This is a genomic window from Sphingobacterium paludis (genome assembly GCF_004364125.1).
Taxonomy (GTDB): Bacteria; Bacteroidota; Bacteroidia; order Sphingobacteriales; family Sphingobacteriaceae; genus Sphingobacterium; species Sphingobacterium paludis.
This window is the reverse complement of the sequence record NZ_SNZV01000001.1, coordinates 522,226-543,627: the sequence shown is the minus strand read 5'-3', so window position 1 is coordinate 543,627 and position 21,402 is coordinate 522,226. Positions and strand designations below refer to the sequence as shown.

The 21,402-nt window shown below is 44.8% G+C and carries 15 protein-coding genes, 3 tRNA genes and 1 riboswitch; of the genes, 9 read left to right on the top strand and 9 right to left on the bottom strand.

The features are described from left to right. Window positions 1-29: 29 nt before the first annotated feature. The gene (locus B0I21_RS02235; protein ID WP_133638699.1) at window positions 30-1,346 is read right to left on the bottom strand and encodes a DUF4876 domain-containing protein; all 1,317 of its coding nucleotides are present in this window, start codon (window positions 1,344-1,346) and stop codon (window positions 30-32) included. 34 nt (window positions 1,347-1,380) lie between these two features. Further along, a complete protein-coding gene (locus B0I21_RS02230; protein WP_133638698.1) occupies window positions 1,381-4,161 on the bottom strand; it encodes a TonB-dependent receptor domain-containing protein in 2,781 nt (926 codons plus the stop codon). A gap of 110 nt (window positions 4,162-4,271) precedes the next feature. Here B0I21_RS02230 and B0I21_RS02225 point away from each other — a divergent pair, with 110 nt between their 5' ends. Beyond that, window positions 4,272-5,414, top strand: coding sequence for a cytochrome-c peroxidase (locus B0I21_RS02225; RefSeq protein ID WP_133638697.1), 1,143 nt, complete (start codon window positions 4,272-4,274; stop codon window positions 5,412-5,414). Between the two features lie 14 nt (window positions 5,415-5,428). Here the strand turns inward: B0I21_RS02225 and B0I21_RS02220 are convergent, their stop codons facing one another. The 6 genes from B0I21_RS02220 to B0I21_RS02195 form a co-directional block, all read right to left on the bottom strand. Then, window positions 5,429-6,019: a cupin domain-containing protein gene (locus B0I21_RS02220; protein WP_166637753.1), complete on the bottom strand. Its 591-nt coding sequence runs from the start codon at window positions 6,017-6,019 to the stop codon at window positions 5,429-5,431. Window positions 6,020-6,182: 163 nt separating this feature from the next. Continuing rightward, on the bottom strand, window positions 6,183-9,356 hold the full coding sequence (locus B0I21_RS02215; RefSeq protein ID WP_133638695.1) for an efflux RND transporter permease subunit: 3,174 nt from the start codon (window positions 9,354-9,356) through the stop codon (window positions 6,183-6,185). Between the two features lie 17 nt (window positions 9,357-9,373). Continuing rightward, window positions 9,374-10,432 (bottom strand): efflux RND transporter periplasmic adaptor subunit, encoded by a 1,059-nt coding sequence (locus B0I21_RS02210; RefSeq protein ID WP_133638694.1) that lies wholly within the window; start codon window positions 10,430-10,432, stop codon window positions 9,374-9,376. Between the two features lie 91 nt (window positions 10,433-10,523). Further along, window positions 10,524-11,867 (bottom strand): TolC family protein, encoded by a 1,344-nt coding sequence (locus B0I21_RS02205; protein WP_133638693.1) that lies wholly within the window; start codon window positions 11,865-11,867, stop codon window positions 10,524-10,526. 23 nt (window positions 11,868-11,890) lie between these two features. After that, the gene (locus tag B0I21_RS02200; RefSeq protein WP_133638692.1) at window positions 11,891-12,496 is read right to left on the bottom strand and encodes a TetR/AcrR family transcriptional regulator; all 606 of its coding nucleotides are present in this window, start codon (window positions 12,494-12,496) and stop codon (window positions 11,891-11,893) included. A gap of 135 nt (window positions 12,497-12,631) precedes the next feature. After that, a complete protein-coding gene (locus B0I21_RS02195) occupies window positions 12,632-13,294 on the bottom strand; it encodes an NUDIX hydrolase (protein WP_133638691.1) in 663 nt (220 codons plus the stop codon). A 157-nt stretch (window positions 13,295-13,451) separates the two neighbouring features. On the opposite strand from B0I21_RS02195, the gene pfkA reads away from it, so the two are divergent. The 3 genes from pfkA to gap are packed head-to-tail and all read left to right on the top strand — an operon-like array spanning window position 13,452 to window position 16,292. Next, window positions 13,452-14,435 carry a 6-phosphofructokinase gene (gene pfkA / locus B0I21_RS02190; protein ID WP_133638690.1) on the top strand — a complete coding sequence of 328 codons (984 nt, stop codon included), beginning with the start codon at window positions 13,452-13,454 and terminating at the stop codon, window positions 14,433-14,435. An 8-nt stretch (window positions 14,436-14,443) separates the two neighbouring features. Then, window positions 14,444-15,292: a hypothetical protein gene (locus tag B0I21_RS02185; RefSeq protein WP_133638689.1), complete on the top strand. Its 849-nt coding sequence runs from the start codon at window positions 14,444-14,446 to the stop codon at window positions 15,290-15,292. A 4-nt stretch (window positions 15,293-15,296) separates the two neighbouring features. Then, on the top strand, window positions 15,297-16,292 hold the full coding sequence (gene gap / locus B0I21_RS02180) for a type I glyceraldehyde-3-phosphate dehydrogenase (RefSeq protein ID WP_133638688.1): 996 nt from the start codon (window positions 15,297-15,299) through the stop codon (window positions 16,290-16,292). A gap of 81 nt (window positions 16,293-16,373) precedes the next feature. Here the strand turns inward: gap and mnmA are convergent, their stop codons facing one another. Further along, a complete protein-coding gene (gene mnmA / locus B0I21_RS02175; RefSeq protein WP_133638687.1) occupies window positions 16,374-17,465 on the bottom strand; it encodes a tRNA 2-thiouridine(34) synthase MnmA in 1,092 nt (363 codons plus the stop codon). Between the two features lie 181 nt (window positions 17,466-17,646). Here mnmA and B0I21_RS02170 point away from each other — a divergent pair. From B0I21_RS02170 to B0I21_RS02150, 5 genes are all read left to right on the top strand, one after another. Next, window positions 17,647-17,722: transfer RNA gene (locus B0I21_RS02170), tRNA-Phe, on the top strand. Between the two features lie 72 nt (window positions 17,723-17,794). Next, window positions 17,795-17,867, top strand: a tRNA-Phe gene (locus tag B0I21_RS02165). Between the two features lie 74 nt (window positions 17,868-17,941). Beyond that, window positions 17,942-18,017 (top strand) — tRNA-Phe (locus tag B0I21_RS02160). A 155-nt stretch (window positions 18,018-18,172) separates the two neighbouring features. Then, window positions 18,173-18,286: riboswitch (SAM riboswitch) on the top strand. Between the two features lie 234 nt (window positions 18,287-18,520). Continuing rightward, window positions 18,521-19,828, top strand: a complete 1,308-nt coding sequence (locus B0I21_RS02155; protein ID WP_133638686.1) for an O-acetylhomoserine aminocarboxypropyltransferase/cysteine synthase family protein — start codon at window positions 18,521-18,523, stop codon at window positions 19,826-19,828. Window positions 19,829-19,989: 161 nt separating this feature from the next. Beyond that, complete coding sequence (locus B0I21_RS02150; RefSeq protein ID WP_133638685.1) at window positions 19,990-21,171, top strand: homoserine dehydrogenase; 1,182 nt, start codon at window positions 19,990-19,992, stop codon at window positions 21,169-21,171. The last annotated feature ends 231 nt before the right edge of the window (window positions 21,172-21,402 follow it).

Here is a 21,402-nt window from a genome sequence, read left to right as displayed (position 1 = left end):
GCGCGATATAGCGCCTGCCTAAACCTGTGTTAGTTTGCAAAGCCTCTCGGATTAGCTCGCCCACTCACAAAATCATTCGTCGAGTTATTCGTGTCCTGCAGAATTTTACGGCCGCCCTCTTCACGGGCCACTTTCCGCATGACAGAAAGCGAGGAATAAGATCCCTCGGTGACAAAGGTGTAGCCTGCGTCGATACTGGGAAACAGTTTTTTAGGAATCTGGCTGCTCGCTACATTCGGTTGCGCGTCCAAACCATCCATAATCCAGGCGGCAGGTATCTGCGTATACTCCCTCGCCGATACAGAAGGCGTTCTCAATAGCGGCGCATAGTATTTTTTTAAAGCGGTTACGTCTTGTCGTGTTGGGCCTTTAAAAATATAATAACTATCGCGGCCTAGCGCGTCTAGCAACCAATCGTTGCCTTGGTAAACAATAACCTGCACATTAGGCACATTGGGGTTGTCAATATCCGAAGCAAAAGGTGTTTCACCAGGCAGGTCACCGAAATAAGTTTCAAAATCTGCACCGCTAAGATCGATGGTAAGGGATGGATCGCGTACGGTGACTTCCCGACCATTGTTTCCGATAAACGGAACTTTGTGGTTCAAGGCATTTTGCGCGATAACGATGCTTTCTCCCGGCTGTACAGGGTGGTCTTTACCAGATCCCGGAATCATGAAAAGGTCGCGTGCATAGACGTAGTCACTATTGGCGGCTGCGCCTATGGTCATGTCGATAGACTTGCTCCAATCCAACTGTCCATTTGCCTGGAAATGATGCGATGCATCGGTTGCGCTCTGCTTGCCCCACAAGCGACCAAAATACAGGCTATCTGCATACAACACGCGATCGGTATTGTTGTATATTTCAAAAAATTGATCGCGGAAGCTTGCGCCATCTCTATTGTCGGAACCAGCATAGTAGACTTGCTTAATCACAAAATCACCGTTCACTCCGGCGATAAGCTGCAATTGCAATTGCGTATCACTGGTGATACTGACATTTTTAGCCGAGGCGTTGAACGTGATCGTTGCGCCACCGGCATCTTCGCCGGTGAGGTTCAGAAACTCATCTTTTGTGAAGGAAATGCTTGCTTCAATATCATAAGCACCAGAAGCGATCGACGCAAATTGCACGGCGCCCAGCTTATGTTTGCTTTCCACCAAAGCGCCGTTGAGAAGATTCTTCAACCGGACCGTTACTTCACTGTTGTTTAGGGCTTCTCTATACGATGTATTGGCGAACGACAGATCAACATTTAAATTGGAGGTGACGGCATCTGGGCCATCTTTTTTACAAGCGGCCAAACTATAGACGGCCAGGAAGAGTAACATGATTTTTTTCATCTGATTAATTTGTTTTTAGTGTGTGATGAGGGGGTTAAAACTTGTATGTAATCTGTGCTCCGTAACTCGGAGGCGGGTTAGGCGTTAAGATAGTCGTCGACGATCCTGCGGCAGGCCGCCGCCGGGGTTGATAATCCAAAAAGTTGTATACATTAAATGAAAGGCGAAGGCTTTTCCCAATTTCCTTCGCTACATTCAAGTGGAAGTTTCCGAAGATAAGGTCGGCAGTAGCATTGGCGTCAACCACTTCTAGCCGTCGCATGTCATATAGAAAGCGGTGGTTCACGTTTTCTGGGTCGTACAAAGTGATCGCCTCGTATTCCAAATCACGTGTGTAATAACCTATCGGTATGTATTGACTCTCTGCTAATCGCCGTGTATTCAGGAACTGAAAATCTGCCGTCAACTCAATCACCAAGCGCAAATGTGACAGGTGCGTCACCGACCCAACCCGACCATTGCTTAAGTAATTGCGATCCCGGAATGGCCGGAAGATACCGACAATGATGTCTTTGGGATCAGACCCCGAATCGTTATATCCTTTTTGCGTATTGTAATAGTCATTGGAATGCGCCATCGTGATTCCACCTGCCATCACGAAAGAGGTGAAGATCGATTCGATCTTTGGCGAGGCATACATCATTTCAACCCCATAATTATTTCGATCATTGGCATTTTGCAGGGTCGAAAAGTCATACATGTATTTACGGAAACCCGTCATCTCCACCTGTGGCTTCTGCCCCGGAACGGGTGTCGAACTATATTGAGGTAGCGATCTAATGTTTTTGACTGCCACGGAATTTATTCCGCGTCGGTTCTGCTTGTAAAAAGCATGTATGGATAAAGCATGACCATTCTTCCGCCAACGAAAAGTAGTCTCAAAAGTTTGGGAGAACTGAGCATTTAATTGGTCATTCGTCGGATCGTAACGTTCTACGAAAATGCGGCTGGTGCTCTCGTTGACTCGTCCATTGTAGGCATTGAGGAGTAAGATATCCCGAAATGTCGGCCCTGGATAGAGATGCGCCAGGCTGGGCGATTTAAAAGCCATCCCATATGCAAACCCGACTGTGGTGTGGGGACTAAGCACATAGCTGATGTTGGTGCGGGGGGAAAATGATGGATGGCCGTTCTGTAAGTCGTAGCGTACCCCCGCTGTCACTTGCAAGGGCCGATTCCACAGCGAAGCATGGACTCGGTCTTCCAAATAAAAACCAATATTGACCGTTGGATGTAACAGGGAGAAATCATAGTATCGTTCGGAATAACCGCTAATGTCTTTCTGTGGTCGGCTAGGGTCGCTCAGCCTGCCCAGACCGTTATTTTTTGAATAATCTACTGTCGCGCCGAAATTCAAATTATGCTTCAAACCGGCAAAGATCGAAGTGGCATTGGCTTCCAAGCGGGCACTCAGCGTCAAAGGTCGGCCATCGACATGTTCAATCGCGGTATACTGCCCTTGATCATATATGCCCTCGACGATTCCGGTGCCCAATGTGTCTGTATAGAGCACATAGGGGTCGTTGTAGTACGACTCCCGATAGGAAACTTGATGCGCGTTTTGGATCCCTAGATTGAGGCCCACCCGCTTTAGAAAATTGCCGTTCGGTTGGTAAGCTAAGCGACTGGATGCATTAAAATTCCAGCTTCCAAACGATATAGCGGCAGATTCGGGGTCATCCGGATCTTTATTAACGCCATCCAACACTTTATTATAGGTTGCTGAAAACGTTTGCTTCCATTTATCGTCGTTGCCATAGCGCAGCGTCCATATCGCATTGCCACCTACCCGACGATATTGCTTGAGTTTATCTCGATTATCGGCATAGGAATTTAAATACGAAAAATCTACGTTGAGATCGCCCAACGTTGGCGATAATCGAAAGCCTTTTGAAATACCGTATGACGTCGCATTATCGCGGCTTTGGATCCGCAGAAAGGCCGGCGTTTGGCCTGCCTGTCGCTCCAATATGACGGCGCCGTCCGAAATATCACCGTAGCGCACGGGCGCTACGCCCGAAATCACTTCTAACCGTTCTATGTTTTCCGTTGGGATCTGCCGCAGATCTATCCCTCCGAAACTACTTTCTCCGCTGTAACTTTGCGCACTATTGTCGCCGCGCACACCATACCGATTGGATATAGATAGGTTGGCATTAGACAAACCTTTAACATTTGGATTACGACTTTGCATATTCGCATTATTACTCAGCACCATATCATCAATGATAATAGCCGTACCAAAAGCATTATTCATCTCGTCTACATTTCGTGCCGCGCCTGCTCGGGCATCGAAGGCACCCCGGAGCGTCAGGTTTTGCATACCTTGTACAGACGGCGCCGCTATTTTCCTATTCGGTAGGAAATTTAAAAGGTCGTTCAAACTTAAGGAGGGATAACGCTCGATCATCTCCCGGTCAATAACCAAGGAGGAATTACTCTGGGCGCCCACTTTTGCCTGAATATCAATATTCTCCAACGATAAGTTCGTGAGCTCTAGCACCACAACAGGTAGTTGGGTAGACGTTAATCTGTCGTATACCTTGGTCACTGTATTTCGACCGAGGTAGCTATAACGAACGGTGATACGATCAAACTCTCGTGTGTACATGGTCAACGCATAGGTTCCCTGCTGGTCTGTATGCAACTGGATATTTGTCTCATCAATCTTTACAGATGCCGCTGCAAGCGGCCGACCATTCTCATCAACAACCTTTCCAATGAAATTTTGTGACTGCGAAAAGCACACCGAAGAGGATATAAAAATGCAGACGAACCAAACGATCGATCCTGCATTTTTTTGCGTTACTTTCATCCTTTGTTATTTTGAATGATTTTAAATAGGTCTGCAAATATAGTAAAACAAACAAATTAATTTAGATCAATTATAAATAAATTGTATTTTTGCGGCATTACCATCATAAAATGAATAAAATTGCAGCAATCGGCTTCGTGCTCTTTCTCGTTATTTCCGTATCATGGATGAACCAAATGCCGCTGGCGTATTGGGAAGGTTCGCTTGACTCCTTGGCTAGTCAATATAGGCGTCCGATTGAAGAATGGCCGACACCGGTTATAGACGCTGGTGTCCCTTGGGAGGAGTTTAGCTCGTTACCGAAGGTCGATAGCCATTACTTTGCGGTCATGGAGTCGCCGGCGGTGGTGCTGGGTAAATATTTGTTTTTCGACCCAATTTTATCTGGCTCCAACCAAATATCGTGTAGTAGCTGCCACAATCCACAAACTTCATGGGCCGATAAGAACACTGTCCCGGTCGGCAACGACCATCTGGAAGGCACACGGAACACGCCGTCGCTACTCAACGTTTACGCTCGCAAAACGCTGTTTTGGGACGGTCGGGCCAACAATCTGGAAGAGCAAGCGCTCGCCCCTATTGAAGCCCATCACGAAATGAACATGGAGCTGTCTAAACTTATTCCGAAATTGAAGGCTATTCCGGCTTACAACAAATTGTTTATTGCCGCTTTCGGGGACGAAGACTACGCGATGCCGGAGGTCATGAAAGCCTTGGCAGCCTTCCAACGAACATTAGCGAGCCGCAGAAGCCGGTTCGACGAGTTTATCGAAGGTAACTATAACGCACTGAGCGATCAAGAAATTCAGGGTCTGCATCTATTCCGCACAAAAGCACGATGCATGAACTGCCATAGTGGTAAATTCTTTACGGACGACGCTTTCCATAACGTCGGCCTCACGTACTACAAGCGGAAATATGAAGATTTAGGTCGTTACTTGGTGACAAATGATCCGGCAGATATTGGAAAGTTCAGAACACCGTCGCTACGGGATGTGATGAACACCGACCCGTGGATGCACAACGGGCTGTTTTGGGATATGACTGGTTTGCTAAACATGTATAATAGTGGTATGCAAATGAATTCCGCAACGCCGGAACAAAAAGCGGCAGATCCCAACTATCCGGTCACGGATCCACTCATGAAGAAGCTAAACTTGAGCAAGACCGAGATTCAAAGCATAGTTGCTTTTTTGCACAGCATCACAGCAACGAAGTATCGTATGCGGCGGCCGGAAAGCCTTCCTCGATAGCCTTTTGCAAACTTTTAAGGTATCCATAAGCTTCGCAAGCCATCGCGCTCGCCTGTTAAGGGGTCTTTATCTGGAATGGCTACCTCCGCAATACGCTTGTCGGCAGCAGGTCGTTCTCCTTTTTCTCCCTTCATCAAATCTGCCGATGCCCCATTTGGATAAGCGCCTACCACCATGAAGTCTGCACTCTGCTCTAGACACCTATGCCCTACACCGGCCGGAATGACCACAATATCACCGGCCTGAACGGCAATCTTTTCACCGTGGGCGCCTCCCATCAACAGTAAAGCTTCTCCTTTATAGCAGCCGAGCACCTCATGTACATTACTGTGGTAATGCTGAAAGGAATAGATATTCGAGCGCCAACTGTTACTCCAATTGTTACTATTGAAATGCTTTTCTAACCAGGTTGCCCCCTCCTCCCCGCGCCTGTGAAAAGCATCTTGATAAACCAACAAGGGAAAGCGATTGTTAGGAATGGTATCGTCAGCTTCAAAAAAATAGCTGTGCGGATCGCTATAGGTACTCGCAGATCCATCTTCGTGAAAAAGTACGCTCATTACGGCTAGTACGGATGTACCTTTTAAAACGTTGAAACTTTTCATAAACACTAACATATAGGTTGCTGATTCAATAACACGCCAAAAGGCATTCTGTTTTAATCTGTTGTAAGTCCCCTCTAACAGATCGCGAACAAACAAAAAAGCGGGCGATGTTTGAAACATCGCCCGCCCTTATCGTGTATAAAAAAGTTGTACTGCGTAGAAATTAATGCTGAAGTTCCATTTCATCTACATAGTCCTCACTCTGCTCATATTCAGCTGTCATCAATTCTGCATATTGGGTTTTCTCTTTCTTCCCAAACCTACGGCCTAGGCCATCAAAAATTGAATAAACGACGGGTACAACCACCAACGTCAAAAATAGGGATGACAATAAGCCGCCGATAATAACAATGGCTATACCACGATTCATATCGGCACCATCACCCGTCGCTAAAGCAATCGGCACCATACCAATAACCATGGCAATCGTGGTCATCAGAATCGGCCGGAAACGCACATGGTTTGCCGCGATCAACGCGTCATAGGTTGTCGCGCCAGAATCCTTCTTGTGGTTCGCAAAATCGACGAGCATGATCGCGTTCTTCGCCACCAACCCGATAAGCATGATGATACCTAAGATCGTAAAGATATTCAGCGTCTGGTTGGTCAAGGCTAAGGCCAAGAGTGCACCAATAAATGACAATGGAATCGAGAATAATACAACAAACGGTGTAACGAAACTATCATACAAGGCCACCATAACCAAGTAGACCAATAGAATAGATGCTAACAAAGCAACACCTAGGGTACCGAAACCTTCTTCCTGGTTTTCCATGTTACCCCCCCACTTGTAGGAAACGCCGGGCTTTAACTGTACTTTTTCAAATTCAGCTTGCCAGTCTGCAGCAACAGATCCTAACGGGCGGCCGACCACTTGTGCCTGCACGGATACAGAAGGCGATTTATCACGACGCTCCAACAAACTTGGACCCGATGTGTACGATACATCAGCAAACTGCTCCAAGCGCATGGCCTGTCCGTCCTTATTGATAAATTTCAGGTTTTGGACATCGGCTATGTTACCACGGCCAATTTCATCAAAGCGGATGTTGATATCATACTCTGTATCGCCAGAACGAAATTTCGTGTCATCATTCCCAGAGAAAGCCGTTTGCATGGTCATACCAACCGTAGACACGTCTAGCCCTAAGGAATTCATTTTATCGCGATCAACCTTCACACTGATTTCCGGATTACCATCTTCCGACGTTAATTTTACTTCGGAAGCGCCTGGAATCTTGCGCAGGATAGCCTCATATTTACGAGCAGCATCCAATGCATCAGCTTGTGACGACCCTATTAAGGTCAGCATCAACGGCGCTTGTTCCGCTCCCATAATACCCATGTTCACTGTTTTTACCTTCGCACCTACTAACACATTTTCCATTTCGCGGCGAAGCTCAGCAGAGTAAACCTTTGTTGGATGTTCCTTATTAAAGCCATCCTTCATAATAAGGTGGATTTCCGCTTTGTATTTGGTTCCCGACGTACTCATTGTTCCATCAGATGCCTGCCCCACCGTCGTGATCATACGCTCGATTTCGGGCTTTTGCGATAGGTAATTTTCAGCCTTCTGTGTCATGAAGTTTGTCTGTTCCAAAGACGCATCTTTGTTCATCTCGATTTGCAGATAAAACTCGCCTTTATCATTGCCCGGGAAGAAATCTGAACCGATGTAGCCTAAGCCCACTAAACTAAAGGAAGCAAAAAGCAGCACGATAGAAAGCAATAGGGTCAGCACTTTATTTAAGCGACTTTTCAATGCCCATTCCAGAATACCAGAGATCCAATGCGTCAGTTTTGTTAATCCCGCTTCAAAGCCAGTCAGTATACGGCCAAAAAATGTTTTATTATCCAAGTGGGTTAATTGTCCCATCCGCGAGTACAACCAAGGCACTACCGTAAATGAAACCAGTAACGATAACAACGTCGATACCATCACCGTTACACAGAACTGACGTAAAATATCAGATACCAGACCCGATGACATCGCAATAGGTAGGAACACCACGACGATAACTAAGGTAATCGCCGATACGGTAAATCCGATTTCCTTGGCCCCATCATAGGCTGCACGCACTTTATTTTTACCCATTTGCATGTGCCTGTGTATATTCTCGATAACCACGATGGCATCATCCACCAGGATACCTACCACCAGCGATAAGCCCAGAAGCGACATTAAGTTCAACGTATAGCCCAATGCATTCAAGAAGATGAATGTAGCGATCAACGACAATGGAATGGCGACCACAGCAATAAACGCATCGCGCAAGCTATGCAAGAAAAACAACATGATAAAAGCAACGAGCGCAATGGCGATCATCAAATCGTGCACCACGTTGTCCGCAGCGGTTAAGGTATATTCCGTGGTATCGTTGGCTAATCCTATTTTCACGCCTTGATCGGAAAAATCTTTTTCTACCGTTCCGATCATGCCCTGCACCAGCTCCGAAACAGCTACCGCATTGGCATCAGACTGTTTGAACACTTGCAGCATAATGGTGTTCTGACGATCGATACGGGCAATCTTCTCGATATCCTTAATGCCGTCTTGCACATCAGCAACATCGCTTAAGCGAATCATCACACCACGCGGTGTTGTGATGGGCAATTCGCGCAACTCGTCGAGTGTGGTAAACTTACCGGATAAACGCAATGTCGTTTGGTTATCGCGAGTTTTAACATTTCCTGTAGGAAAGTCAAGGTTGGCAGATGCTATCGCTTGTTGTACCTGCATAATGGACAGGCCATAACCTTCCAATTTGCTGGGGTTAACGCTTACTTGTATTTCGCGCTCTTCACCACCCACCATGTCAACTTTTGCCACACCATTAATACGGGCAAATACAGGCTGTATTTTTTGGTCTAACACATCGTAAAGCTCTTTCTCTGTCAACTTCGAGGTGACCGATAAATTCATAATCGGCACGTCATCCAACGAGAATTTAGACAAGGCAGGCGTTTCCGCATCATCCGGAAGCTCATTGATTACCGCATTAATCTTCCGCTGCGCATCCGTGAGCAAGAAGTTCACATCGGCTCCCGTGTTCAGCTGGATCATCACCATCGATACAGATTCCATCGATTTGGCCTCTATCTTCTTTACGTTTTCCAAACTTGCCACCGCATCCTCAATAACTTTCGTTACCGATGTTTCCACCTCGGATGGTGAAGCCCCTGGATAGACGGTTTGTACGTTAATTACGTTTACCTCAAACTTTGGCACCAGCTCGTACCCCATCTGGGAATAAGAGAAGATACCACCAAGCGTAAGTATAATAAAGAGTACTATAATTATACTTGGCCTTTTTATTGATATTTCTGATATTTTCATTGAATAGATTTCGCTTATTACTTAATAATTTCAATGGCGGCTCCGTCTAGAAGGTTAATTTGGCCGGAGGTCACCACCTGTGCACCCTTCTCGATACCAGAAACAACCTCGATATAATCGCCAAAACTTCTACCAGACACTACCTTTGTTAAGGTCGCTTTGCCGTCTTTCACTACAAACACTTGATTTGAACTTACGCTACCAACAAAGGCGCTGCGTGGAATCGTGAGTACCATAGACTTGGCTTCACTGCCAAAATAGGCCGTACCATACATACCGGCTTTTAAGTCGTTAGACGCATTGTTTCTTATTTCGAGCTCAACCGGGAAGTTCAAACTTGCATCCGCTTTAGGGGCAATGAATTTCACTACACCATTAAAAGTTTGATCTGGCAATACAGTAGATTGCACGTTGACTGATTGCCCGACTTTCACTTGGCCTATATTCTTCTCGTCGACATTCACTAACAACTTCAAGGTGGACACGTTGACAATTTCAAACATTTGCGTGCCCGGAGAAACGTAGGTTCCTGGCTCGATATTGCGCGCATTCACAACACCGGCAAACGACGCGGAGATGTTGGCATCAGAAGCAGACAACTGTGAAGACTTCAAGCTATTCTTTGCGTTTTCTACCTTTAGCGTGGCTTGGTCAACTTGTTGTTGCGTAACGCCCCCCGTCTTGAATGCATTTTCATAACGAGCAAGATCTGCTTTGGCATTCTCATAATTTGCCTGCATATTCGCTAAATCTACGTTCTGCTTATCACCGTCAACTATAGCCAGGGTCTGACCAGGACGTACAGCATCCCCCTCTTCCACCAAAACGCGTATCACCCGACCGGCCGCTTCTGCCGAAAGCATAACTTCTTGCTTGGGCGAAAAAGAACCATTCGTAATGTATTGTGTGTTTACCTCGCGAATATCTGCCACATCTGCCCGAACTGCCACCGCAGCATTTTTTTGCGCTACGACAGCTGTCTGGGCCTCGTTCTTCGCTTTATTCTTATTCAATAAAACCATGATCCCTGCTAAAGCTGCAGCTACGACGATTATCGTAATTATTGTACGTTTCATATATATCTTATTTGTCTTTTAATGGCTGTATATACTATCCGGCTTGCTTTATCGATATTTCACAATACAAGATAGCTCTTATACACGTTAGTTATTCGTTTACTAGTGTTTTTAAATTCCCTTTTGATTTGATCAGTTGTACTTCTGCCACTTTATAATCCAATAATGAATTATTCAGGTTGTTCTGCGCATCTGCATACGCGTTTTCAGCATCTAACAATTCTGTCAACGTAGCTAACCCGTTTTTATAGTTATTTTCCGTATTGTCCAACACCTCTTTCGCTAGCTTCACGTTTCCTTCATTGGAGTTTATCGTCAGTAAGCTATTCTTAACTTGCGTTCTTGCATTTTCACTCGCCATGGTTAACGCCAGCTTCGTATCTTCGAGTTCTACTTTTGCGCGCAAAATCTCAATATTCTTTTGACTGATTTGTGATTTTGTCTTCCCGCCATTAAATATCGGAATGGATAGATTTAACCCCAACGCGGAGTAAGCCGTCTTCGTAGCATTGCCATTAAAAATAGGGAAACGCTGCGCGAAAGACATGTAGCCTAAATTACCAGAGAACGATAGTGTGGGATAGTAATCCGCTATTTTCGCCTTTTTATCCAGTTCTAGTAATTCCGTTTGCTTTTCCAATACGCGAATTTCCGTGCGGTTATCCAGATCGATGGGCAGATTTTCTAGTGCCTGCGCATCAATCGCAAAGGTCTCATCGGGTAAATCAATTTGGGCTGTAATGTCCATGCCCATAGCAAACTTCAACGCATTCTCTTGGATTTCCAAGGCGTTTTTTGCCTGTTGTAATTGCGCATTCAGGTTATTGACCTGAACCGTGGTCCGATCCAAATCGATTTTCTTGGCTAAGCCTGCATCCACCAAACCTTGAATGACGCGCTGGTTCTTCTCAGTATTGCCTAAATTGCTCTCCACGGTTTCCACTTGCAGTTGCGATTGGAAAACTTGGTAGTAGGCATTAGCGACCTTTTCGATCAGCTGCTCATCGGTTAATTCCTTGTTCACTTGATAAAACTCTCGTGTCGTTCTAGCAGCCTTTAAGCCTGTAAACAAGGCCTGGTTAAAGATTTGCTGGCTAACCTGTAAATTGGAGTTTGCTTGCCACGGTTGTCCAAACTGTATAACGGTAGAAACGGACTGTCCTGTTGCAGGATCCTCCATGACAATCACGTTTTGTTGAATCAAGGGGTTGTAGGTTACACTACCTACACCTGTTATCTGCGGCAATGCGCCTGAGCGTACCTCGTCAATTTGATATTGCGCGTTTTCCAGATCAAGCTTTGAATTTTTGGCTTCTTTTTTATTATCCAAAGCAAATTTTACCGCTTGCTGGAGCGTCAAAATTTCCTGCGCTGAGGTTTGGCTCCATGAAAAGAGCAGGCTCGCGGTTATAACACTCAAAAATTTAAATCTCATTTTTAAGAAGAATTATCTATATATTAGTTTTTGCTGATTAATTTATTTTCAAAGATGAATGCCGTAGCACGTTTTTGACTTTCCAAGATCTCATCTACATTATAGGCGTTGGGCATGCCAGACAATACGTCTGATACACTCCGAATCAAGCTTAAGCCTTTTATCACTTCGATATAGCAAGCTGCATCTTGTTGCACATCGTCGAGTGCCACTTCGCCTTGATCCATGGCTTTTTTAAATAACACGGTCATCATTTCTATGTCCTTGCCATGCAACGCTTCCAATACCGTTCCTACCCCCTGTCCCTTTATCCATTCCAGATTTTCGCTAATGTGTAATACGTAATAGTCACGCAAAAAGCTGGCGCGAGTCTCGAGTAGCGCATTGAGTACATCTAACAAGTTCATTTGATACCCGTCTATGATGCTGTACTGATTACGCAAAATATCCTCGGAAATATAAATGAGAACATCTTTAATTAGCGCGTTCTTATCCGGATAGTAGTAGTATAGATTGGCTTTCGTGATACTCAAATCCACGGCAATCTCGCTCATTGTAGTCTTGTTAAAGCCGTAATGAGCGAAGCGCTTTAAAGCTGCCTGTACGATTTGTTCCTTTTTGTTATCCATTTTTACCTTTATACTTTCTGACTTTTTTCTAAAAACGTTCAAAAATATAAAAAAGTCAAATACGGTCAAAGGATCAATGTAGGAAGAATTGAAATTTAATAGTAAATTAACAAATCGATGACTTTTTAGTAGAAGTTACTCTACACCAACGTGTTTTTGGAATTTACGTTTGTCGAATTTATAAAGTCTTGCGGCGCGATAAGAAACCCCTTTCTGCACCTCTTGCAGTTCTTTCAAGAAACCGTCGTTAGCGATCTTTTTGCGAAAATTGCGTTTATCCAATTCTTTGCCCAATATCGCCTCATACACCTGCTGCAGCTGTGTCAATGTAAATTTTTCGGGAAGGAATTCATATACCGCAGTGGAATAATGGATGTTGTTTTTTAGTTTTTGTAGGCTTTGCTGGATAATCTGGTGGTGGTCAAACGCCAGTTCGGGCAAGGCTGTCACCGGAAACCAACTCGCTTGCCGCATATAGGATGTCATGGGCTTTATTTTCGATTTAACATCATCGTATTTTACGATCGTGGAGAAGGCTACTGTCAGTATCCGGCCTTGGGGATGACGTTTTACACCCGCAAAAGCCCCAAGCTGTTCCATAAAAATATCCTTCAGACCCGTGTGCTCGTATAAGATGCGTTTGACAGCGCCTTCCATTTCTTCGTTCTTATCGACGAAAAATCCAGGCAAAGCCCACCAGTCTTTATAAGGATACTCGTTTCGCTCCGTCAACAATACCTGTAACTTTCCTTCGTTAAAACTGTAGATAACACAGTCAATCGTAAAATGAGTCTGCAAAATAATCTCAAATTTAAGTACGTTTTTTCACAATGGGGCCATTCAAAGACATGAACAATCCTCCCCAATTATATCATAATAATCTAAAAAAAGCAAAAAAAATTTAATAGTGTAAAAAATACACACTATATTCGTAATACCTAAAATGATTAATCGAGTGGAAGAAATAACAAGAATAGGTGTTTTTACTTCGGGAGGAGATTCTCCTGGCATGAATGCAGCAATTCGCGCCGCAGTAAGAACCGCCATATATAACGGAAAGAAAGTAACAGGCATTTACCATGGTTACCAGGGCATGATCGATAACAATATGTTTGAGATGGACAGCCCTTCGGTAAGCGCTATTATCCAAATGGGGGGCACCGTGTTGAAGACAGCCCGCTGCATGGAGTTTAAGACGAAGGAAGGTCGTGCGAAAGCATACGAAAACGTAAAAGCGGCGGGTATTGATGCATTGGTCGCAATCGGTGGCGATGGTACATTTACGGGCGCTGAAATTTTTTCCCGCGAATACGACATACCGGTGATGTGCATTCCAGGAACGATCGACAATGATTTAAATGGCACAGACCTCACTATTGGCTATGACACGGCAAACAACACCGTTATCGAGGCCATCGACAAGATCCGTGATACGGCGGCATCGCATAACCGTTTATTCTTTGTGGAAGTAATGGGTCGTGACTCTGGTTGTATCGCCTTAAACGCCGGTGTTGCTGGTGGCGCTGAAGCCATTTTGCTACCAGAGAAAGATACCGCTATTGAAGAGCTGATTGATATGCTATCCCAAGGCGCGGATAGCAATAAATCGTCCATGATCGTGATCGTGGCCGAGGGCGATAAAAACGGTGGCGCCACGGATGTAGCCAAGCGTGTCAAAGAAAAATTTGATTATTTTGACACAAAAGTTAGTATCTTAGGGCATTTGCAACGAGGGGGGTCTCCAAGTAGCGCAGATCGAGTTTTAGCGACCCGCATGGGCTACCACGCAGTCAATGAATTACTGAAAGGTAACTCCAGAGCCACGGTAGGTATCCGAGGTTCGGAGATTGTGACTACGCCCTTGGAAGAGGCATTGAGCAAGAAAGAGCTGAAGCTAAACCAAGACCTTGTCGAGATTGCAAAAATTATGGCGATTTAATAAACGATATGATTGTAGTTGTTTTTAGCGGTTCAAGATATGCAGACTGGCGAATAGCCGACAAAAATCGTGTGCTGCACGGTTTTCGGACATCCGGCATCAATTCCTACATTCAAGATGACCGCTACATTGTGCAACTACTCAACAAAAACACACACCTTATTAACAACGCCGAAAAAATACGAAAGATTTATTTTTTCGGGGCTGGCGCTTCTTCGCCTGAACGTCAGGAAAAAATAGAGCGCGTGTTTATGCAATTTTTTAAGCATGCCAAAGTAAAGGCCAGTCATGATGTGTTGGCCTCTGCGATATCGACCTTCGGCGACGAGAAAGGTATTATCGGTATTATTGGGAGCGGATCTAATGCAGCCTATTACAACGGAAAAAAATTGGTGCCCAATAATTATGGCCTAGGCTATATTTTGGCTGATGAAGGCTCCACAAATTGGCTTGGCAGGCAGCTTTTGAAAGATTTCCTGACCGACAGTATGCCAACCGGCATCCAGGAAAAACTCTTGCACAAACATAGCCTAGATCGCCGCTTAATATTGGACAAAATATATTACAACCCAAACCCCAACCTTTTCCTGACCAGCTTCGCAGATTTCATTTACGAAAATAGAGAAGAAAGCTATTTTGCGCAGCAGATAAAGAAAGGCTTGGAGATTTATATCAAGACCTATCTCCTTCCACTTTCAGAGCTGTACCCGGATAACCAATTCAACTTTACGGGATCTGTGGCCAGCAACTATGCAGAAATATTGCGGGAATTAGGGAATGAGTATGGGCTGAACATCGGTCACATTATAAAAGAACCGGTTCAAAACTTAGTGAAGTATTACATTAATAAAAATTAATAAAATGAAAATTGGAATTAACGGATTCGGCCGTATCGGCCGCTTAGCATTCAGAGCAGCAATCAAGCGCAGCGATATCGAAATCGTAGGTATTAACGATTTGGTAGAGCCTGACTACTTAGCTTATATGCTTAAATATGATTCTACACATGGCAAATTTGATGGCACGGTAGAGGTAAAAGATGGTAACCTAATTGTAAATGGACAGACAATCCGTATCACAGCGGAAAAAGATCCTTCAAACCTGAAATGGGACGAAGTTGGTGCGGAAGTTATTATTGAGTCTACAGGCTTCTTCTTAACGCAAGAACTCGCGCAAAAACATATTGATGCAGGTGCGAAAAAAGTCGTTATGTCTGCTCCAGCGAAAGATGATACGCCTACGTTTGTAATGGGTGTAAACCACAAATCGTTGAAAGCGGAGTATAACATCGTTTCTAACGCATCGTGTACAACAAACTGTCTAGCGCCTATCGCTAAAGTATTGAACGATAACTTTGGTATTTTGGAAGGATTAATGACAACCGTACATGCGGTTACAGCGACACAAAAAACGGTTGATGGCCCATCGGCTAAAGATTGGAGAGGTGGCCGTGGTGCTTACCAAAACATCATCCCCTCTTCTACAGGTGCTGCTAAAGCGGTAGGATTGGTTCTTCCTGAGTTGAAAGGCAAATTAACCGGTATGTCACTTCGCGTTCCTACAGCAGACGTTTCTGTTGTTGACTTAACCGTGCGTTTGGAAAAAGGCGCATCGTATGACGATATCAAGAAAGTTATGAAAGAAGCTGCTGAAGGCGACTTGAAAGGAATTCTTGGTTACACAGAAGACGAGGTTGTTTCGACTGACTTTTTAGGAGATGAGCGCACATCTATCTTTGATGCAAAAGCAGGTATTTCCTTGAACGATAACTTTGTAAAAGTCGTTGCTTGGTATGACAACGAGTGGGGATACTCCAACAAAATTATCGACTTGGCGCAAGAAGTTGCTAAACTCTAATCGTCAACGATAATCCATAAAAAAGGGGAGGCATTCTTGATTGCCTCCCCTTTTTTATGATCTATTTTGAATAATTAAAAATTACTTCATCAGAAATCCACCACCTAAAAGGTCGTTTCCTTCGTAAAATACGGCGGATTGTCCAGGCGCAATACCTTTCACCTGATGCGCAAAATCTACTTGCATGATGTTACCTTGCTGTGTTAAGATGGATTGTGCTCCGGCATCTTTATACCTAATTTTTGTAACCGCTTCCAAAGGTTGCTCCAGTGAAGCGTATTTGACCAAATTGATATCACGAACAAAGGCCTGCGATTTCTCAAGCTCGTGCTCTTCGCCCAATACGACGGAATTGCTCTCCGGCAAAATCTCGATGACAAACATCGGTTTACCCAAGGCAATACCCAATCCTTTGCGCTGCCCGATGGTAAAATAAGGGTACCCGATGTGTTGACCGACTACGGTCCCATCTGCCAAAATGAAATTTCCTGGACCGATTTCGGTATCTAACGTTGGCCTTTTATGGCGTAAAAATGCACGATAGTCGTTATCCGGCACAAAACAAATCTCATAACTCTCTGATTTCTGCGCTAACTCCGCCTGTCCCATTTCCAAGGCCATTTGCCTGATTTCTTTTTTTGTGAAACTTCCCAGCGGGAACTGTGTACGCGCCAGATTCTCCTGAGATACTCCCCAGAGCACATAGGACTGGTCTTTGTTCTCATCACGCCCTTTCGATATCACGTAGCGTCCGTTATCATGCATACGGATGTTTGCATAATGCCCCGTCGCGATAAACTCACAATCAAGTTTATCGGCACGCTTCATCAGTGCTGACCATTTGATATGTGTATTACACAAGACGCATGGGTTGGGTGTGCGTCCCGCGATATATTCGTCAACAAAATTATCGATCACGTAATCACCAAACTCGTCTCGAATATCTAAAATATAGTGGGGGAATCCGTAACCAACGGCCAGTGCACGCGCATCGTTGATGCTATCCAAGCTGCAGCAACCGGTCTCCTTCGATGAGCCACCTGCGGACGCATAATCCCAAGTTTTCATCGTAATACCAATGACGTCATAGCCCTGTTCATGCAACATCACGGCCGCCACAGAACTATCTACTCCACCACTCATTGCGACCAAAACTCTTCCTCTTTTACTCATATTCATTTTGTGAAGTGCAAAGATAACGTATTTGGTCTTCTCAGCGTGTTTATTTGATGTAATTTTATCTCAATCAGAATCAATCAGTTGATTCTGGCAGCAAAAATATTTACGGCAAAAGTTTTAGAATTCGAAAAAAGAACCTAGATTTGCAACGCAATGAAGGAAAATTCTTGCGAAAGGTGCCATAGCTCAGTTGGTAGAGCAAAGGACTGAAAATCCTTGTGTCGCTGGTTCGAATCCAGCTGGCACCACCACAAGCTCTGAACGTAACAGAGGATAATCAAAAACGTAGAGCGTGTATTAAATAATACACATCATCTCTTCAAGGTGCCATAGCTCAGTTGGTAGAGCAAAGGACTGAAAATCCTTGTGTCGCTGGTTCGAATCCAGCTGGCACCACCGCAAACTCTGAACGTAACAGAGGATAATCAAAAACGTAGCGTGTGTTTAAACAATAGACATCATCTCTTCAAGGTGCCATAGCTCAGTTGGTAGAGCAAAGGACTGAAAATCCTTGTGTCGCTGGTTCGAATCCAGCTGGCACCACCAAAGCCTCATCTGCAGATGAGGCTTTTTTCGTTTCTTAGCGGCGATAAAACAGCCCTGCGTTTTAAAATATAATTTGCATTATCTGTAAAAACAGCTATATTTGCCTGCGTACCTCAATCGTGGTGCACTAATCAACACCTTCCTTACTAGGTCTTGATTTATAAAGAAGTGGCGAGAGACTGGCTCGATGACCCACTGGCAACCTTCAGCAACTGTTGAAAAGGTGCCAATTCCTGTCCAAGGTAATATCATCTTGGAGCATATAAATGAAATAAGACAATGACAGCAAAACAGCATTTACATCTATTCCATTCCGTAGCATATCCCGCAACATACGCTTGTTGCTTGATATTGGCCACTACGCGAATGCGCTAGTCGTTCTTGATGACGGATAGGCACGCACTCCCCTATCTTCATGCATCAGCATAACGAACGGCCACATCCCCCCCAATCGCAGCGAGTGTGCAACCAACATGTTCTATAATTAAAAAAATCCAGAAACGATGTCAGTCAGTAAAAACCATAAATTTGAAACACTACAAGTGCACGCCGGCCAAGAAGTAGACCCCACAACCGGAGCACGCGCACTGCCTATTTACCAAACAAGCTCCTACGTTTTTAACGATGCCGAGCATGGCGCCAACCTTTTTGCTTTAAAAGAGTTCGGAAACATTTATACGCGCATCATGAACCCCACTACCGATGCGTTCGAAAAACGTATCGCCGCACTCGAAGGTGGTGTAGCGGCCCTAGCAGTAGCATCGGGCCAAGCGGCGCAGTTTATTGCATTGACCAATATTCTGGAAAGCGGTGAGAACTTTGTGGCTGGAGCCAATCTGTATGGTGGCACCTATAACCAATTCAAGGTTTCTTTTAAACGTCTGGGTATAGAAGCCCGCTTTGCCGCAGACTCGGATGCAGACAATATTGAAAAGCTTATCGACGACAAGACAAAAGCTATTTATGTAGAGACAATAGGTAACCCGAGTTATATTATCCCGGATTTCGACAAGATTTCGACCTTGGCGAAGAAGTACGACCTCCCCTTGATTGTGGACAACACCTTCGGCGCCGGCGGCTACCTCTTCAAGCCCTTAGAACATGGGGCACATATCGTTGTTGAATCGGCCACAAAATGGATCGGTGGGCATGGTACAAGCATCGGTGGTGTGATCATTGACGGGGGTAACTACAATTGGGGAAATGGTAAATTTAAGCAATTCTCCGAGCCATCGGAAGGCTATCACGGCTTAGTTTTCGCCGATGTTTTCGGGCCAAACGGCCCATTTGGAAATATCCAGTTCATTATCCGCGCCCGGGTGGAAGGCCTACGCGACTTCGGCCCGGCCCTGTCTCCCTTTAATTCATTTCTGCTGGTTCAAGGCCTGGAAACACTTTCTTTGCGCGTGCAACGCCACGTCGATAACGCTTATGAAATCGCGCAATGGTTGGAAGCCCATCCATCCGTTGAGAAGGTAAGCTATCCCGGTCTTAAAAACCACCCTTACCACGAAAGCGCCCAGAAGTATCTCAAGAATGGATATGGATCTGTGCTGTCATTCACCATCAAGGGAGGCCCCGAAAAGGCCAATGAATTTATAGATGCCTTGGAGCTCATAAGCCACCTGGCAAACGTTGGCGATGCAAAAACCTTGATTATTCATCCGGCGGCAACCACGCATCAACAGCTGTCTGACGAGGAGCAACGTAGCGCCGGCGTATTCCCGGGGCAGCTACGCTTATCCGTAGGTATCGAGCATGTAGACGATATTAAGGACGATCTGCAGACGGCTTTTGACAAAGTACGCTAGAACCATGCGATTTACCGGAATGATGTAGTCCACGTAGCGTTGCCATCGCAATAGCCATAGGCATGAGAGAAATTAGCCAGTGGGCGGCGCCGGCAACTGCGTCAAAAAATAGCACGACAGCGTAGCGACGAGATTTTAACTTTAAACAATACATACAAAAAATGAGAGAGAAATTGATAATAGGCATGTTTGGCTTTGGCGTTGTAGGACAAGGTCTATATGATATTATAAGAACGAAGAAGCTTAATTTAGAAATCAAAAAATTTGTCATAAAAAATGCTGGTAAAAAGAGATCGTTGCCATCCGAATTATTTAGCACAGATCCCGAAGCCATCTTGGCCGATACAGCAATTAATACGGTAGTAGAGCTTATCGACGATGCGGATGCTGCATTCAGCTTCGTCAAACGTGCGCTTAGCGAAGGGAAAAATGTAGTCTCTGCCAATAAAAAGATGATTGCCTCACATTTGGAAGAATTGGCCGAATTGCAACAGTTACATGGCACCTCCCTGCTTTATGAAGGCGCTGTTTGTGGTAGCATTCCCATCATTAGAAATCTGGAAGAATATTATGATAATGAACTGCTGCACTCTGTAAGTGGCATTTTCAATGGCTCTTCCAATTACATTTTATCTAAAGTCTTCAATGAGGGGCAGAGCTACGACGAAGCGCTAAAGGAAGCGCAGGCGCTGGGTTTTGCTGAAACGGACCCCACCTTAGACGTTGGTGGTTACGATCCGAAATATAAACTGGCCATTGTAGCGTCGCACGCCTATGGCATTTACGTAGACCCGGAAAAAATTCTTAATCTCGGCATTGATAAACTTGGCGATCAAGATATTCGATTCGCGAAGGAGAAAGGATTTAAAATCAAATTGCTGCCGTTGGCAAAAGAAATCAACAGCAAGCAAGTGGTGCTCTATGTTCTGCCTAAGTTTGTACGCCCGGATAATATCATCTACAATGTCGAAAATGAAAACAATGGCGTGCTGGTAAAAGCTGCATTTGCTGACGAGCAATTTTTCTATGGTAAAGGTGCGGGCGGACATCCTACGGGATCGGCCGTCTTATCCGATATTGCGGCACTGCGCTACGGTTACCGCTACGAATATAAAAAACATATTGATGCGGGTCAGGTGGAATACAATACCGACTACCAATTGTCTGTCTATTTCCGATATGCTGATGACAGTGTCTTGGGGCAGATACAGTTCGACTCCATTAGTGAACGTTTCTACGGCGAGGACTTCAAGTATGTTATTGGAAAAATTAATTTACAGGAGATTATTGCGAAGCGACACCTTATCCATCAAACAGGGAATTTTATTGCAGAGATCCTGTAGCCACCTACAAACCATGGAAAAAAAAGGCCGACTATCGATCACGATACGTTGGCCTTTTTGTTGCTGCTGGATCTTTTGTCAAGAGCCCACACAAGGCATCGAATTGTCAATTAGACTAATTTTATGTAGATTCGCAAACATTTCGAAGGAATAACACGTAAATAACAGAATAAAATTCACCCGTTTAGCAAAAGCCCGAGCTGCCGTTCCAAAACAATGATCTGGCAAGCA